The following is a 14,213-nucleotide window of genomic DNA, read 5'->3' on the forward strand; positions in this document are numbered from 1 at the left end:
ACAACTCCTTAGACGAGAAAGCTCAGGCCCACGCTGAGCAGCAGCAGGGCAAACAGACGCTTGAGCAGGCGCGGCGGCAGGCGGTGAGCCAGGCGCGCACCAAAGCGGGCAAAAAACATCGAGGTCAGGGCAATCCCGACCATCGCCGGCACATACACATAGCCCAGGCTCCAGGCCGGAAGCCCCGGCTGACCCCAGCCGATCACCAGGAAACTCAGGGCACTGGCGATGGCAATGGGCAGGCCGCAGGCCGATGAGGTCGCCACGGCCTGCTGCATCGGCACGCTACGCCAGGTCAGGAAGGGCACAGTCAGCGAACCGCCACCGATGCCGAAGATGGCCGACGCCCAGCCGATCACGCCGCCGGCGGCCACCAGCCCCGGTTTACCCGGCACGCCGCGCGCGGCCTTGGGTTTCAGGTCCAGGGCCATCTGCACGGCGATGATGATGGCGAACACGCCGATGATCTTCTGCAGCAACGGCCCCTGAATACTGGCCGCCGTCAGCGCACCAAAGCCGGCGCCGAGCAGAATGCCCACGGCCATCCAGGTGAAGATCGGCCACAGCACCGCGCCCTTGCGCTGGTGCTCCAGCACCGAGTTGATCGAGGTGAAGATGATGGTCGCCAGGGAAGTACCGACCGCCATGTGGGTGAGCACCTCCGGAGCAAAGCCCTGGGCCGCGAAGCTGAACACCAGCACCGGCACGATGATCAGGCCGCCGCCCACGCCGAACAGCCCGGCCAGAACGCCAGCGGCCGCACCGAGCAGCATGTAGAGCGCAAATTCCATGAGGTCCCCCAGACAAAGGCGCATGGTAACGGATGCCCCGCCGGCCCTCCACCCGCGCCGATGGATGCAGTAGTCTGAGTGCTCATTCCGAACGAGCCCTGCCATGTGCCTGATCGTCTTTGCCTGGCGCCCCGGCCACGCCCTGCCCCTGCTGGTGGCCGCCAACCGCGACGAGTTCTATGCCCGCCCGGCCGCCGCACTGGCGCCCTGGGACGATGTGCCCGGCCTGGTGGCCGGCCGTGACCTGCAGGCCGGCGGCACCTGGCTGGGCCTCGGCGCCAACGGGCGCTTCGCCGCCCTGACCAATATCCGCGATCCACGTCAACCGCTGGGCAGTGCCTCGCGCGGCGAGCTGCCGGCGCGTTTTCTCGCCAGCACGCAAAGCCCTGCTGAGTTCATGGCCGAGTTGCAGCCGCAGCTGCACCAGTTCAGCGGTTTCAACCTGCTGCTCGGCGACGGCCGGCAACTGTGGCACCTCAATCCGCGCGAAACCCAGCCGCGTCAGCTCGGCGAAGGCATCTACGGTCTGTCCAACGCCACCCTCGATACGCCCTGGCCAAAGCTGCTGCGTGCCCGCCAGGGCCTGCAGCAGGCACTGCACGACGCCGATGACGAGCGCCTGTTTGCCGTGCTGGCCGACCCGCAACCGGCGGCCGACGAGCACCTGCCGGATACCGGTGTCGGCCGCGAGACCGAGCGCCTGCTGTCCAGCGTATTCATCCGCAGCGCCACCTACGGCACCCGCGCCAGCACCCTGGTACGGATATGGGAGGATGGCAGCCGGAGCATTCACGAACGCCGCTTTGGCCCGCATGGCGAGCCGCTGGGGGAGACGCGGTTAGAACTGCGGTAGGTCGAGGCGAAACAGGCGCGAGCGCTGCTGGCGGTCATCCGGGTCATTGACCAGGCGCAGGCTGCCATCGGCAAGCATCACCAGCCCTTCGATCTTGGCCTGTCCGGCCAGAGGCCACTGCTGGCTCACCTTGCCGGCATCCAGGCAACCGATCACCGAACCGGCGCAGGCACCGTCGTGGTAGCTCGATGTGGTGTCCTCGGCGGCGGCGGAAAACAGCAGACGACCCTGCCGGTCCAGACACAGATCGGTGAGGCTCAGCGACACGCCCTGCCAGTCGCCCAGCTCGACCGGCTGCACAGCAAACAGCGCAGCGGCCGATAGCCCGCCCTGGTGCAGTCCGTCCAATACCCGTGACAGGTCCAGACTGATCAGGGCATTGACCCCGCCCCGACCATTGCCGCGTTGCGCCCTGCCCCTGCACCACCGCACCTTCCAGATTGAGCTCAGGCAGCTGCGCCGCCAGCGCGCCATATAGCTCACTGAGATCAATCACGCGGGTCTGCTCGCCGTCGACCAGCACCGCCCGGCAGCGCTGCGCGGTGGAACCGGAACCAAGCGCCAGCAGGCGCCCGCCCGGCAGCACGCAGAGCATTTCGAAGTCGGGTTTCAGGCGTTTGCGCTCCGCCGGCTCCTGCGGCAACTCGCCCGCTAGCAGGGGCCGCTGATCGATAAAGCCACCCGTCAGGCTGTAGCGCTGCAGCAGCAATTCGTCGTCGCCCAGCACATACAGCCGCTCATCCAGCGCCACCAGTGCGCTGGCAGCCGCCAGACGCAGGGTCGCCAGTTCCTGCAGTGGCAGGGGGGATGTCACGCCTGGATGGTCGCGGCCGGGTTGATCACCCGGCCCAGGCCAAGGTTACGCAGGGCCAGGTGCAGCGAGCTATGGATCACCTGCGGACTGTCCATACGCAGCAGTTGCGCCAGCAGCTCCTGCGCCTTGCTCAGGCTGAGCTGACGCAGCAGCCACTTCACCTTGGGCAGGTTGGTGGCGTTCATCGACAGCGAGTCGAAGCCCATGGCCATCAGAATCACCGCCGCCGCGGGATCACCGGCCATCTCGCCGCAGATGCTCACCGGCTTGCCTTCGGCATGGGCGCCGTCGACCACCAGTTTCAGCGCGTGCAGCACGGCCGGATGGAGGAAGTCGTAGAGGTCGGCGACCCGCGGGTTGTTGCGGTCCACCGCCAGCAGGTACTGGGTCAGGTCGTTGGAGCCGACCGAGAGGAAATCGACCTGGCGGGCCAGTTCGCGCACCTGATACACGGCGGCGGGAATCTCGATCATCACCCCGACCGGCGGCATGGGGATGTCCACGCCCTCGTCGCGCACCTCGCCCCAGGCACGGTGAATCAGGTGCAGCGACTCTTCCAGCTCCTGCAGACCGGAGATCATCGGCAGCAGGATGCGCAGGTTGTTCAGGCCCTCACTGGCCTTGAGCATGGCGCGCACCTGCACCAGGAAGATTTCCGGGTGATCGAGGGTGATACGGATGCCGCGCCAGCCGAGGAAGGGGTTCTCTTCCTTGATCGGGAAGTACGGCAGCGCCTTGTCGCCGCCAATGTCGAGAGTCCGCATGGTCACCGGCAGCGGGTGGAAGGCCGCCAGTTGACCCCGGTAGTTCTGCATCTGTTCCTTTTCGCTGGGGAAGCGCTCGTTGATCATGAACGGCACTTCCGTGCGGTACAGGCCGACGCCCTCGGCGCCGCGCTCCTGGGCACGGGTCACGTCGGCCAGCAGGCCGGTGTTGACCCACAGCGGCACGCGGTGACCGTCCAGAGTCTCGCAGGGCAGGCCGCGCAGGGCGTCGAGGCCCTTGACCAGCTGGCGCTCTTCCTCGACCACGGCACGGTACTGTTTGCACAGCTCGGCCGAAGGGTTGGTGAAGACCTCGCCGTGGTAGCCGTCGACGATCATGGCAATGCCGTCGACCTTGGAATACGGCAGGTCGACCGCGCCCATCACCGTGGGAATGCCCATGGCGCGGGCCAGGATGGCCACGTGCGAGTTGCCCGAACCCTGCACCGAAACCAGGCCGACCAGCTTGCCGGCCGGCACCTCGCCCAGCATCGCAGGCGACAGTTCCTCGGCCACCAGAATGGTGTTGTCCGGATAGGTCAGCTGCTGTTTGCGCTCTTCCTGCAGGTAGGCGAGCAGGCGCCGACCGAGGTCGCGCACATCCGAGGCGCGCTCGCGCAGGTAGGCGTCGTCCATCAGCTCGAAGCGGGCGACATGGGCGTTGACCACCTGGCGCAGGGCGCCCTGGGCCCACTGCCCGGTCTTGATGATGGCGCGCACTTCGCCACCGAGGGCGGCGTCTTCCAGCATCATCAGGTAAACATCAAACAGGGCGCGCTCTTCCTTGCGCAGCTGCTTGGCCAGCTTGGCCGACAGCTCCTGCATGTCCTCGCGTACCCATTCCAGGGCCTTGCCGAACAGCTCCATCTCGGCGTCGATATCGTCGACGCTCTTGTCCGGCACCACATCCAGATCGGCCGGCGGCAGCATGACCACCGCGGAACCGACCGCGGCGCCCGGCGAACCGGCCACCCCGACGAACTTGGCTTCCTGAATGCCCTTGCCCTGCTTGCCCAGGCCACGGATCGAACCGGTGGCCTCGGCATGGGCGATAACCCCGGCGAGCTGGGCACTCATGGTGACCAGGAAGGCTTCCTCGCCCTCGTCGAACTGGCGGCGCTCCTTCTGCTGCACCACCAGCACGCCCATCACCCGACGATGGTGGATGATCGGCGCGCCGAGGAAGGAGGCATAGCGTTCCTCACCGGTCTCGGCGAAGTAGCGATAACGCGGGTGACTGGCCGCATCTTCGAGGTTGAGCGGCTCCTCGCGGCTGCCCACCAGGCCCACCAGGCCCTCGTTGGGCGCCATGCTGACCTTGCCGATGGAGCGTTTGTTCAGACCCTCGGTGGCCATCAGCACGAAGCGATTGCTTTCCGGGTCGAGCAGATACACCGAGCAGACCTGGCTGCCCATGGACTCTTTCACGCGCTGCACGATGATGCCCAGCGCCGCCTTGAGGTCCTTGGCGGCGTTGACTTCCTGCACGATCTTGCGCAGCGTGTTGAGCATGGTCAGGGCCGTATCTCCCGTGTTATTCGCGCACTAGTTATTCACGTACCAGCAGGCGCGGAGCCAATTCCTTGAGGGCGCGGCGATAAACCTCGCGCTTGAACGTCACCACCTGATTCAGCGGATACCAGTAGCTGACCCAGCGCCAGCCGTCGAACTCCGGCTTGCCGGTCACATCCATCCGCACACGGTCCTCGGCGCCGGTCAGGCGCAACAGAAACCATTTCTGCTTCTGGCCAATACACAGCGGCTGCGAGTGGGTGCGCACCAGACGCTGCGGCAGACGATACCGCAACCAGCCACGGGTGCAGGCGAGGATCTTCACATCCTCAGGCTCCAGACCCACTTCTTCGTTCAACTCGCGGAACAGCGCCTCTTCCGGCGTCTCTCGCGGGTTGATGCCCCCCTGGGGAAACTGCCAGGCATCCTGATTGATGCGGCGTGCCCACATGACCTGCCCGGCATCATTGGAAAGGATGATGCCGACATTGGGGCGAAAACCATCGGAATCAATCACGGCAGGCACCTCAAAACACATATGCAAGGCATTGTTCCACAAAGCCCGCTGCCGCAGCAATGCAGGCTCCAGCGGCGGCGTGGCAAGCCCGCAAGGCCCCGCCGGAACGGGCATCGCCAGTGCTTTTGCCTTATCCTGTGCGCCTCGTTTTTTCCACAAAGGTTAACCAACGTGCGCCTGGCCCTCTTCGATCTCGACAACACCCTGCTCGCCGGTGACAGCGACCACAGCTGGGGCGAATTCCTCTGCCAGCGCGGCCTGGTCGATGCCGCCGAGTACCAGGCGCGCAACGATGCCTTCTATGCCGACTACTGCGCCGGCAAGCTGGATGTGGTGGCCTACCAGAACTTCAGCCAGGCCATTCTCGGCCGCACGGACATGGCCCGGCTGGCGCAATGGCACCACGAGTTCATGGCCGAGGTGATCGAGCCCATCATCCTGGCCAAGGGCGAAGCCCTGCTCGCCGAGCACCGCGACGCGGGTGACAAGCTGGTGATCATCACCGCCACCAACCGCTTCGTCACCGGCCCCATCGCCGAGCGCCTGGGCGTGGACACCCTGCTGGCCACCGAGTGCGGCATGCAGGATGGCCGCTACACCGGACAGATCACCGGCACTCCCTGCTATCAGGATGGCAAGGTCACGCGCCTGAACCAGTGGCTGGCCGAGACGGGCCTCAGCCTGGAAGGCAGCTACTTCTACAGCGACTCGCGCAACGACCTGCCGCTGCTGCAGGTGGCCGCCAACCCGGTGGCGGTGGACCCAGATGACGTCCTGCGCGGCATCGCCAACGAACGCGGCTGGCCAGTGATCAGCCTGCGCTGAAACGCAAACGGGACGCTCAAGGCGCCCCGTTTCTTTATACGGCCCACCCTCAGATCGGCTTGATCACCATCAGGAAGAAAATCGCGACGAAGGCAATAAAGGCCGGCCATCCCAGGGCGAACCAGATCGCCATATAGCGCCCGGCCTTCGGCGAGATCGGCTGCCCGCTGGCCAGTGCCTCGGCCGCCAGATCACGCACGCGGATCTGCAGCCACACCACCGGCAGCCAGCACAGTCCGGCCAGCACGAACAATCCCAGGCTCAACAGCAGCCAGTACTGGTTCAGCGGCCAACCGGCCAGGTGCGCCAGGGCCAGGCCGCTGAGCGGCTGGAACACCGCCGTGGTGGCGATGAACAGCCAGTCGGCGGCCACCAGATGACGGAACGTCGTGGCAATCACCTGCACCTCACCACTGCGCCAGGCACGCAGCGCGTAGTAGGCCGAGCCCAGGCCGGTGCCGAACAGCAGGGTCGACGAGAGGATATGCAGGGTTTTCAGCAGCAGATACAGCGTCATCGACGCTCCTTGTCAGGCAGCGGGGTCAGCCACAGCAGCCACAGACTGAGCAGCAGCACGGCGGCATTCTTGCCAACCGCCATGTACGGGTCGAACCAGTAGTGCGGCAACAGCACGCTGATCAGCAGGCTGTAGCCCAGCATCAGGGCGATCTGCGCCTGCAGCGCACGGCGCCGCCAGCGCGAACGCAGCAGAGCCAGGCCGAGCAGACCGTCGCACAGCGCGCCGCCGATCACCGCCAGCGCCGCCGGCCAGCCAGTCACGCCAGCCTCGGCCATGATGCGCAGCCCCCAGTCATAGCCAGGGCCCAGGCAGACCAGCGCCGTACCCAGCCAGATCAGTAGCAGCACTATCAGCAGCACCGGCTGCAGCGCCTGACTGATGCTCTGCACCGCCACCGGCCAGTCCTGCACACGAGCCTCCAGCGGCGCGACACGATAGCCACAGGCCTGCTCCAGTGGCGCACCGCTGCCCAGGTTGTCGCGTCCGGCCAGGCGCCAGGTCTGCCGGTTCAGCGCCTGCCACCCGCACCACTCACCAAGCTTGGCCAGCGGCCAACTTAGCCAACCCGGCAATGCCCAGTATCGTGCCGGCGCCCAACCCTGAGCAGCCCGCAAGCGATCAAGCAGCTCGCCCTGGGTCAGCACCTGCGGCCCGACCAGCGGGAGCACGCAGGGCTGCGCCGGCCATTGCCTCAGTAGCGCCAATACGGCCGCGCACAGGTCATCGACATGCAATGGCTGCAGGCGTGCCCGGTTATTCAGCAAGGGAATCAGCGGCCACGGCGACAGCCGCTGCAACCAGCCGCTGCTGGTACCTCCCGGCCCCAGCACCAGCGACGGACGCAGCACCACGGCAGGAACGCCCAGACCTAGCAGATGCCCATCCGCCTCGGCCTTGCTGGCAAGAAATGCCACATCGGGATGATCGCCCGCTCCCAGAGCGGAGACCTGCAGCACCCGTACGCCGTGCTGCACAGCCTCATCGAACAGCGCACAGGTGGCGCGCCCTTGCAGAGACTGCATGGCAGCCTGATCAGCAGACAACTCGCCGGCCGCATTGATCAGCACATCGACGCCCGCCGGCCAGTCGAAGGTCCGAGGCTCATCGGTCAGCGTCAGCAGATCGAGCGGCAGCCACTCTACGCCAGGCAAAGCCAGCTCTGGCGGACGCCGGCTGCTGGCCAGCACTTGGTGGCCGGCAGCCGTCAGCGCAGTCAGCAGGTGGCGGCCAAGAAAACCGCTGGCGCCGACCAGAAAGACCCGCATATCAGACCGGCTTGGCGCCCATCAGGCCCATGATGGCCAGCAGCAGCACGATGTATTGCAGGGCGTAGGCCGCCGTCATCATCAGCAGGCGCGGCGGCGCCGGAGTTTCACCGAGCGCTTCCCAGGCGGCCAGGCGACCGCGCAGCAGCACGGCCATCACCATCAGCATGACAAACAGCACGCTGCTGGCCAGCAGCCAAGTCTGGCCCAGCGGAATGCCAGCCAGGTGCGCCAGCCACCAGCCGCTGACCGGCAGGCTCAGCGCCAGCAGGCCCAGCGCCGGCAGGCTGTAGCAACGGGTCACGCGCAGCTTGCGCGCCAGCATGGCGGCATCGCCACTGCGGTAGGCCTTAAACAGCATGAACACATGCGCCAGCATGCCCAGCAGCAGCAACAGGGCAGGCAGGCTGTGCGCCGCCTTGATCAGGGTGTAGTACTCCACATTTATCTCCTTAGCCGAGGAACAGTTTGTAGGCCGGGTTATCGGTTTCGTCCCAGTACGGGTAGCCGATGGCATCCAGCGCGGATGGAATCAGGTGACGCTCGTCGTGCGGGACCTGCAACGCGGCCAGCACGCGACCGTCGGCGGCGCCGTGGTTGCGGTAGTGGAACATCGAGATATTCCAGCGCCCGCCCAGCTTGGTCAGGAAGTTGAACAGCGCGCCCGGCCGCTCGGGGAACTCGAAGCGGAACACGCACTCGTCCGGCACCGCCGCCGCATGGCCACCGACCATGTGGCGGATATGCAGCTTGGCCAGCTCGTTGTCGGTCAGGTCGAGCACCGGGAAGCCCTTGTCGCGCAGGCCCTGCACCAGCGCCGCACGCGGGTCGTTTTCCGGGTGGGTCTGTACGCCGACGAAGATGTGCGCCTCACCGTCGGTGTGGTAGCGGTAGTTGAACTCGGTGATCTGGCGCTTGCCGATGGCCTCGCAGAAGGTCTTGAAGCTACCCGGCTGCTCGGGAATGGTCACGGCAATGATCGCCTCACGCTTCTCGCCCAGCTCGGCGCGCTCAGCCACATGGCGCAGGCGGTCGAAGTTGATGTTGGCACCCGAGTCGATGCCCACCAGCACCTTGCCCTGCACGCCCTCGCGCTCGACGTACTTCTTGATCCCGGCCACCGACAGCGCGCCGGCCGGCTCGGTGATCGAGCGGGTGTCGTCGTAGATGTCCTTGATCGCCGCGCAGATCTCGTCGGTGCTGACGGTGATCACCTCGTCGACATAGTGCCGGCAGACGTCGAAGGTGTGCACGCCGATCTGCGCCACCGCCACGCCGTCGGCGAACAGCCCGACGCTCGGCAGCACCACACGCTCGCCGGCAGCCATGGCGGCCTGCAGGCAATTGGAGTCATCCGGCTCGACACCGATCACGCGGATCTCCGGGCGCAGGTATTTGACGTACGCGGCGATGCCGGCAATCAGACCGCCGCCACCCACCGGCACGAAGATGGCATCCAGCTGACCCGGCTGCTGGCTGAGGATTTCCATGGCAACGGTGCCTTGGCCGGCGATCACCAGCGGATCGTCGTAGGGGTGGATATAGCTGTAGCCCTTCTCCTCCACCAGCTTGAGCGAGTGTGCCAGCGCCTCGGGGAAGGCATCGCCATGCAGCACCACCTTGCCACCGCGCGAACGCACGCCCTGTACCTTCAATTCAGGTGTCGTACGCGGCATCACGATGGTCGCCTTCACCCCCAGGTGCTTGGCGGCCAGCGCCAGACCCTGGGCATGGTTGCCGGCCGAGGCCGTGACCACACCACGCTCCAGCTCTTCCGGGTTCAACTGGGCCAGCTTGTTGTAGGCGCCGCGAATCTTGAACGAGTACACCGGCTGCAGATCTTCGCGTTTCAGCAGAATCTGGTTGCCAGTGCGCTCGGAGAGCTGACGGGCAGGCTGCAGGGGCGTTTCCACGGCGACGTCGTAGACGCGCGAGGTGAGGATCTTCTTCACGTACTGTTCGAGCATTGCGGCAGTTCACTGGCTGGCGGCGGAATGCGCCAGTCTACCCAGCAGAACCGCGCCCGACCACAGACAATGCGGGGTTTTAGCCAGGCAAAGCGGCTATAATCGCCGCCCGGTTTTCCATTTTCTTGCGCGGTGCAGCATGACCCAGGATCAACTCAAGCAGGCCGTGGCCCAGGCAGCCATGGATTTCATCCGCCCCAAGCTCAGCGAAAAGAGCGTGGTCGGCGTCGGCACCGGCTCCACCGCCAATTTTTTCATCGACGCCCTGGCCCAGCACAAGATGGACTTCGACGGCGCCGTGGCCAGCTCCGAAGCCACCGCCGCGCGCCTGAAAGCCCATGGCATTCCGGTGTATGACCTCAACAGCGTCAGCGACCTGGAGTTCTACGTCGACGGCGCCGACGAGAGCGACGAGCACCTGCACCTGATCAAGGGCGGCGGCGCCGCCCTGACTCGCGAGAAGATCGTGGCTGCCGTGGCGCAGACCTTCATCTGCATCGCCGACGAGAGCAAGCTGGTGCCGGTACTGGGCGCCTTCCCACTGCCGGTGGAAGTCATCCCCATGGCCCGCAGCCATGTCGCCCGCCAGCTGGTGAAACTGGGCGGCGACCCGGTCTACCGCGAGGGCGTGATGACCGACAACGGCAACATCATCCTCGACGTGTTCAACCTGGAAATCCTCGACCCGGTGGCACTGGAGCGTGACATCAACGCCATCGTCGGCGTGGTCACCAACGGCCTGTTCGCCGCCCGCCCGGCCGACCTGCTGCTGCTCGGCACCAAGGACGGCGTGAAGACCCTCAAGCGCGACTGAGCGCTGAGGCGGCCCGAACCGGGCTACCCAGTTGGAATTGAAAAGGCCGGCTATTCGCCGGCCTTTTTCGTGAAGCGGTAGAACAGGTTCGGCTCGCTGACCAAATACAGCTCGCCGGCATCGTCCATCGCCAGCCCCTCGGCCTGGGGCACGCTGCGGGCGAGGCCGTGCATACCGCGCAGCAGCGACAGGGTGCTGATCGGCCGGCCATCGACATCCAGCTCGACCACCAGCCGCGACTCATCGGACAGCGCCAGCAGGTGGCCGCTGCGCTCATCGAACTGCAGGCTGGACAGGTCGCGCACGAACAGCCGGCGATCGCGCTTGAGGTCGTCAGCCACCTGCAGGTTCAGGCGCTGCTCGGCACTGGGGAAACCGGTGATTTCGAGGATGCGCAGCGGGTCGCGCTCCTTGGCGACAAACAGGCGCCGGCCCTGGCTGTCGTAGGCCAGCCCCTCGAAACCCTTGTTGCCGTTGAGCCCCAGGCCGAGTGAGAGCTGCTCGCTGTCGGCCGCATCCAGCCAGCGCGTGCGCTCATCGACGTGCACCTTGAACAGGCGCTGAGCACGTTCGTCGCTGATCACATAGGTCCCCGGGCCGATGTATTCCACCGCCTCGGCATCGCCAAAGCCAACCAGCGGAATGCGCCGCAGCACCTTCCCATCCAGCGACAGCTCGATCAGCTCGGCCTTCTGGTTGGTCACGCTGAACAGGCTGCGCCGATCCGGGTCGTAGGTCAGCGCCGAGACATCGTCTTCCAGGCCGGCAATCGGTTGCGCCTCGATCACCACCTGATAGTCCGGCAGCCACAGCGAGCGCTCACGCCACTCGGCGGCGTGGCGCCATTCTTGCACTGCAAACCAACCGCGCTCGAATACGCGCCACTGCTGGCCCGCCCACAACAATGGCAGCAACACCAGCAACAGGCCGGCAATCAGCACGGCACGAGACTTGGACAGCAACGGCATGGTTCCACACTCCCTGAATCAGCCCGGCATGATTACCACAGCCAGCTGAACGGCAGCTGAATGGTGTGTGACCAAAGGTACCAAAGGCCAGGAGCCTGATGAGCATGTCACTGTTACCGGAACAGCGCGCCTTCACTACCCTGCACACCGTCACCCTGGCGACCCAGATGCTCGGACGTACCGGCATTGCCAGCGAACGCCTGCTGGAGGGCAGCGGCATCCGCCCGGATGAACTGGACAACCCTGCGCGGCTGATCTGCCACGCTCAGGAGCTGCAGGTACTGGCCAATGCCCTGAACTGCACACGCGACCCGGCCCTCGGCCTGCTGCTCGGCCAGCGCATGCATGTCTCGGCCTACGGCATGCTCGGCTACACCCTGCTGGCCAGCCCGACCCTGGGCGATGCCCTGCAGCTGGCCATCGACCATCCGGCACTGCTCGGCAGCTACTTCCAGCTCGCCCTGCAGCACGAAGACGACGAAGTACGACTGGTTGCCAGCGGCTACCGCTACGCCCCGGAGCTGACGGTGTTCAACACCGAGCTGTGCCTGGCCTCGCTGCTCACCGTGATTCAGGACCTGCTCGGCGAGGCCGCGCGGCCACGGCGCCTGCTGCTGAACTACCGGCCGCCACTGTATGCCGCCAGCTACAGCGAAAAGCTCGGCTGCCCGGTGGAGTTCGGCGCGGGTTGCAATGCCCTGTGCTTCAACCCTTCACTGCTCAAGCGCGCCCTGCCCCTGGCCGACCCGGTGAGTTTTCAGCATGGCCTGCAGCAATGCCTGCAGCAGGAAGCCCAGTTTCATAACCGCCAGGACCTGCGCGAGCTGATCCGCCAGCAGCTGGCCAGCGACATCAGCCAGTGCACCAGCCTGGAGCGCGTGGCCGCGCGCCTGCACCGTTCGGCCCGCACCCTGCGCCGCCATCTGCAGCAGCTCAACACCAGCTTCCAGCACCTGCTCGATGAGGTGCGTTACGACAAGGCCCGCCAGTTGCTGTTGCACACCGACCTGCCGATCTACCTGATCGCCGAACAGCTCGGCTATAGCGAGACGGCCAGCTTCCGCCATGCCTTCCTGCGCTGGAGCGGGCTGACGCCAAGCAACTTCAGGCGTTGAGACATTCAGACGTTGAGGCGCTGCGCCCCTGAACCGCTGCGACGACCCGCCGCAGCGCCGCGCGCACTTCCATGATCCGGCGCAAGGTTTGCCGCCAGCACCCTGCCTAGACTCGCGACACTTGTCTGTGCGGAGTGCTGCCCCATGAATTTCGATGTCGCCATCATCGGCGCCGGTCCGGCCGGCCTGTGCCTGGCCCGCGCGCTGTCCGGCCACGGTCTGTCCATCGCTCTGATCGAGCGCCAGAGCGAAAGCAGCCTGCGCGAAGCGGAATTCGACGGCCGCGAAATCGCCCTCACCCACGCCTCCCAGCACCTGCTGGAACAACTCGGCCTGTGGCAGCGCCTACCCGCCGAGGAGGTTGCCGTTCTGCGCGATGCCCAAGTGCTCAATGGCCCCTCGCTGTTCGCCCTGAAGATCAACGCCGAACAGGCCGGCGCCGAACGCCTCGGCCATCTGGTGGCCAACCAGGCCATCCGCCGCGCCGCCTATGCCGCCGTCAGCCAGTGCGCCGACGTGCAGCTGCTGGGCGAAACCCAGGTCCGCGCCATTCGCCACAGCCCAGCTCAGGTGGAAATCGAGCTGGGCGATGGCCGCCTGCTGCACAGCCGCCTGCTGGTGGCCGCCGACAGCCGCTTTTCGGAAACCCGCCGCCTGCTGGGCATCGGCGCGCAGCTCAAGGATTTCGGCAAGACCATGCTGGTCTGCCGCATGCAGCATGAACAGGACCACCAGCAGGTGGCCTGGGAATGGTTCGGCTACGGCCAGACCCTGGCCCTGCTGCCGCTCAATGGTCGCTGCTCGTCGGTGGTACTGACCCTGCCGCCACGCGACATCGAACGCCTCAAGGCACTGGACGACGACGCCTTTGCCCGCGAGATGGAGCAGCGCTTCGACCGGCGCCTCGGCGCCATGCAGCTGGTCAGCAGCCGGCATGCCTATCCGCTGGTCGGCGCCTATGCCCAGCGCCTGATCGGACCGCGCTGCGCGCTGATCGGCGATGCCGCCGTGGGCATGCACCCGGTCACCGCCCACGGCTTCAACTTCGGCCTGGGCAGCGTGCAGCGCCTGGCCGACGCCGTGCTGGCAGCCCACGGCAAGGGCCGTGATATTGGTGCGGCCGGCGTGCTGGAGCGTTACCAGCGCCAGCACCGCCTGGCGACCTGGCCGCTGTACCAGGCCACCAACCTGCTGGTCGGCCTGTATACCGACGACCGCCTGCCCGTGCGCCTGCTGCGCGGCGCCGGCCTGCGCGTGGCTCAGGGCTTGCTGCCGCTGAAGAAGGGCATTGCCCGGCATCTGACCGCAGGCGCCTGAGTCGAACGACTCACGAGAGGTTCGGCGCTCGGTGGACGTTGAGCACGGCGACGTCCGCCTGCATTGCTGGGCTTCCTCGCCTAGCGCCTCAACCCGACCTACCCGCCAACTTGGCCACATCTATCTCCTTTTGTCCGCATCTATCGTTTTTCCCGCTCCAGCGCGCTGACA

At 66.2% G+C, this 14,213-nt stretch carries 14 protein-coding genes and 1 pseudogene; 5 read left to right on the top strand and 10 right to left on the bottom strand.

The window, feature by feature from the left end:
- Nucleotides 1-8 precede the first annotated feature (8 nt).
- On the bottom strand, nt 9-791 hold the full coding sequence (locus HNP49_RS02930) for a sulfite exporter TauE/SafE family protein (protein WP_184680469.1): 783 nt from the start codon (nt 789-791) through the stop codon (nt 9-11).
- A gap of 103 nt (nt 792-894) precedes the next feature.
- Between HNP49_RS02930 and HNP49_RS02935 the strand changes: the two genes are divergently transcribed.
- Nucleotides 895-1,644, top strand: coding sequence for an NRDE family protein (locus HNP49_RS02935; protein ID WP_184680470.1), 750 nt, complete (start codon nt 895-897; stop codon nt 1,642-1,644).
- Here HNP49_RS02935 and HNP49_RS02940 read toward each other — a convergent pair.
- The 4 genes and pseudogenes from HNP49_RS02940 to HNP49_RS02950 all read right to left on the bottom strand — a co-directional run bounded on the left by HNP49_RS02940 (nt 1,630) and on the right by HNP49_RS02950 (nt 5,251).
- Nucleotides 1,630-2,076, bottom strand: a complete 447-nt coding sequence (locus tag HNP49_RS02940; protein ID WP_184680471.1) for a DUF6929 family protein — start codon at nt 2,074-2,076, stop codon at nt 1,630-1,632. The two genes, HNP49_RS02935 and HNP49_RS02940, sit on opposite strands and share 15 nt — an antisense overlap.
- A gap of 40 nt (nt 2,077-2,116) precedes the next feature.
- Nucleotides 2,117-2,458, bottom strand: a pseudogene (locus tag HNP49_RS18915) (DUF6929 family protein); the annotation flags it as partial.
- Nucleotides 2,455-4,734 carry a phosphoenolpyruvate--protein phosphotransferase gene (ptsP, locus tag HNP49_RS02945; protein ID WP_184680472.1) on the bottom strand — a complete coding sequence of 760 codons (2,280 nt, stop codon included), beginning with the start codon at nt 4,732-4,734 and terminating at the stop codon, nt 2,455-2,457. The gene ptsP and the pseudogene HNP49_RS18915, both read right to left, overlap by 4 nt.
- 37 nt (nt 4,735-4,771) lie before the next feature.
- Nucleotides 4,772-5,251 (bottom strand): RNA pyrophosphohydrolase, encoded by a 480-nt coding sequence (locus tag HNP49_RS02950; protein ID WP_095940000.1) that lies wholly within the window; start codon nt 5,249-5,251, stop codon nt 4,772-4,774.
- 171 nt (nt 5,252-5,422) lie between these two features.
- Here HNP49_RS02950 and HNP49_RS02955 point away from each other — a divergent pair, with 171 nt between their 5' ends.
- Nucleotides 5,423-6,076, top strand: a complete 654-nt coding sequence (locus tag HNP49_RS02955) for an HAD family phosphatase (RefSeq protein WP_184680473.1) — start codon at nt 5,423-5,425, stop codon at nt 6,074-6,076.
- 49 nt (nt 6,077-6,125) lie between these two features.
- On the opposite strand, the gene HNP49_RS02960 is transcribed toward HNP49_RS02955, so the two are convergent.
- The 4 genes from HNP49_RS02960 to ilvA are packed head-to-tail and all read right to left on the bottom strand — an operon-like array spanning nt 6,126 to nt 9,828.
- A complete protein-coding gene (locus HNP49_RS02960; RefSeq protein WP_184680474.1) occupies nt 6,126-6,593 on the bottom strand; it encodes a DUF2269 domain-containing protein in 468 nt (155 codons plus the stop codon).
- Nucleotides 6,590-7,861, bottom strand: coding sequence for an SDR family oxidoreductase (locus HNP49_RS02965; protein ID WP_184680475.1), 1,272 nt, complete (start codon nt 7,859-7,861; stop codon nt 6,590-6,592). Before HNP49_RS02965 ends, HNP49_RS02960 begins: the two co-directional genes overlap by 4 nt.
- A gap of 1 nt (nt 7,862) precedes the next feature.
- Complete coding sequence (locus HNP49_RS02970) at nt 7,863-8,303, bottom strand: DUF2269 family protein (RefSeq protein WP_184680476.1); 441 nt, start codon at nt 8,301-8,303, stop codon at nt 7,863-7,865.
- A 10-nt stretch (nt 8,304-8,313) separates the two neighbouring features.
- Nucleotides 8,314-9,828: a threonine ammonia-lyase, biosynthetic gene (gene ilvA, locus HNP49_RS02975; protein WP_184680478.1), complete on the bottom strand. Its 1,515-nt coding sequence runs from the start codon at nt 9,826-9,828 to the stop codon at nt 8,314-8,316.
- A 139-nt stretch (nt 9,829-9,967) separates the two neighbouring features.
- Between ilvA and rpiA the strand changes: the two genes are divergently transcribed.
- Nucleotides 9,968-10,642 carry a ribose-5-phosphate isomerase RpiA gene (rpiA, locus tag HNP49_RS02980; RefSeq protein ID WP_184680479.1) on the top strand — a complete coding sequence of 225 codons (675 nt, stop codon included), beginning with the start codon at nt 9,968-9,970 and terminating at the stop codon, nt 10,640-10,642.
- 50 nt (nt 10,643-10,692) lie between these two features.
- Here the strand turns inward: rpiA and HNP49_RS02985 are convergent, their stop codons facing one another.
- A complete protein-coding gene (locus HNP49_RS02985) occupies nt 10,693-11,610 on the bottom strand; it encodes an SdiA-regulated domain-containing protein (RefSeq protein WP_184680481.1) in 918 nt (305 codons plus the stop codon).
- A gap of 104 nt (nt 11,611-11,714) precedes the next feature.
- On the opposite strand from HNP49_RS02985, the gene HNP49_RS02990 reads away from it, so the two are divergent.
- Entirely contained in the window at nt 11,715-12,725 is a 1,011-nt protein-coding gene (locus HNP49_RS02990; protein WP_260407031.1) for an AraC family transcriptional regulator, read from the top strand.
- 144 nt (nt 12,726-12,869) lie between these two features.
- Nucleotides 12,870-14,042 carry a 5-demethoxyubiquinol-8 5-hydroxylase UbiM gene (gene ubiM / locus HNP49_RS02995; protein WP_184680485.1) on the top strand — a complete coding sequence of 391 codons (1,173 nt, stop codon included), beginning with the start codon at nt 12,870-12,872 and terminating at the stop codon, nt 14,040-14,042.
- The last annotated feature ends 171 nt before the right edge of the window (nt 14,043-14,213 follow it).

The organism is Pseudomonas fluvialis (genome assembly GCF_014207935.1).
Taxonomy (GTDB): Bacteria; Pseudomonadota; Gammaproteobacteria; order Pseudomonadales; family Pseudomonadaceae; genus Aquipseudomonas; species Aquipseudomonas fluvialis_A.

Coding starts and splice junctions, on each gene's coding strand:
- HNP49_RS02930 (WP_184680469.1), bottom strand. CDS start 791: ATGGAATTTGCGCTCTACATGCTGCTCGGTGCGGCCGCTGGCGTTCTG.
- HNP49_RS02935 (WP_184680470.1), top strand. CDS start 895: ATGTGCCTGATCGTCTTTGCCTGGCGCCCCGGCCACGCCCTGCCCCTG.
- ptsP (WP_184680472.1), bottom strand. CDS start 4,734: ATGCTCAACACGCTGCGCAAGATCGTGCAGGAAGTCAACGCCGCCAAG.
- HNP49_RS02960 (WP_184680474.1), bottom strand. CDS start 6,593: ATGACGCTGTATCTGCTGCTGAAAACCCTGCATATCCTCTCGTCGACC.
- HNP49_RS02965 (WP_184680475.1), bottom strand. CDS start 7,861: ATGCGGGTCTTTCTGGTCGGCGCCAGCGGTTTTCTTGGCCGCCACCTG.
- ilvA (WP_184680478.1), bottom strand. CDS start 9,828: ATGCTCGAACAGTACGTGAAGAAGATCCTCACCTCGCGCGTCTACGAC.
- rpiA (WP_184680479.1), top strand. CDS start 9,968: ATGACCCAGGATCAACTCAAGCAGGCCGTGGCCCAGGCAGCCATGGAT.
- HNP49_RS02985 (WP_184680481.1), bottom strand. CDS start 11,610: ATGCCGTTGCTGTCCAAGTCTCGTGCCGTGCTGATTGCCGGCCTGTTG.
- HNP49_RS02990 (WP_260407031.1), top strand. CDS start 11,715: ATGTCACTGTTACCGGAACAGCGCGCCTTCACTACCCTGCACACCGTC.
- ubiM (WP_184680485.1), top strand. CDS start 12,870: ATGAATTTCGATGTCGCCATCATCGGCGCCGGTCCGGCCGGCCTGTGC.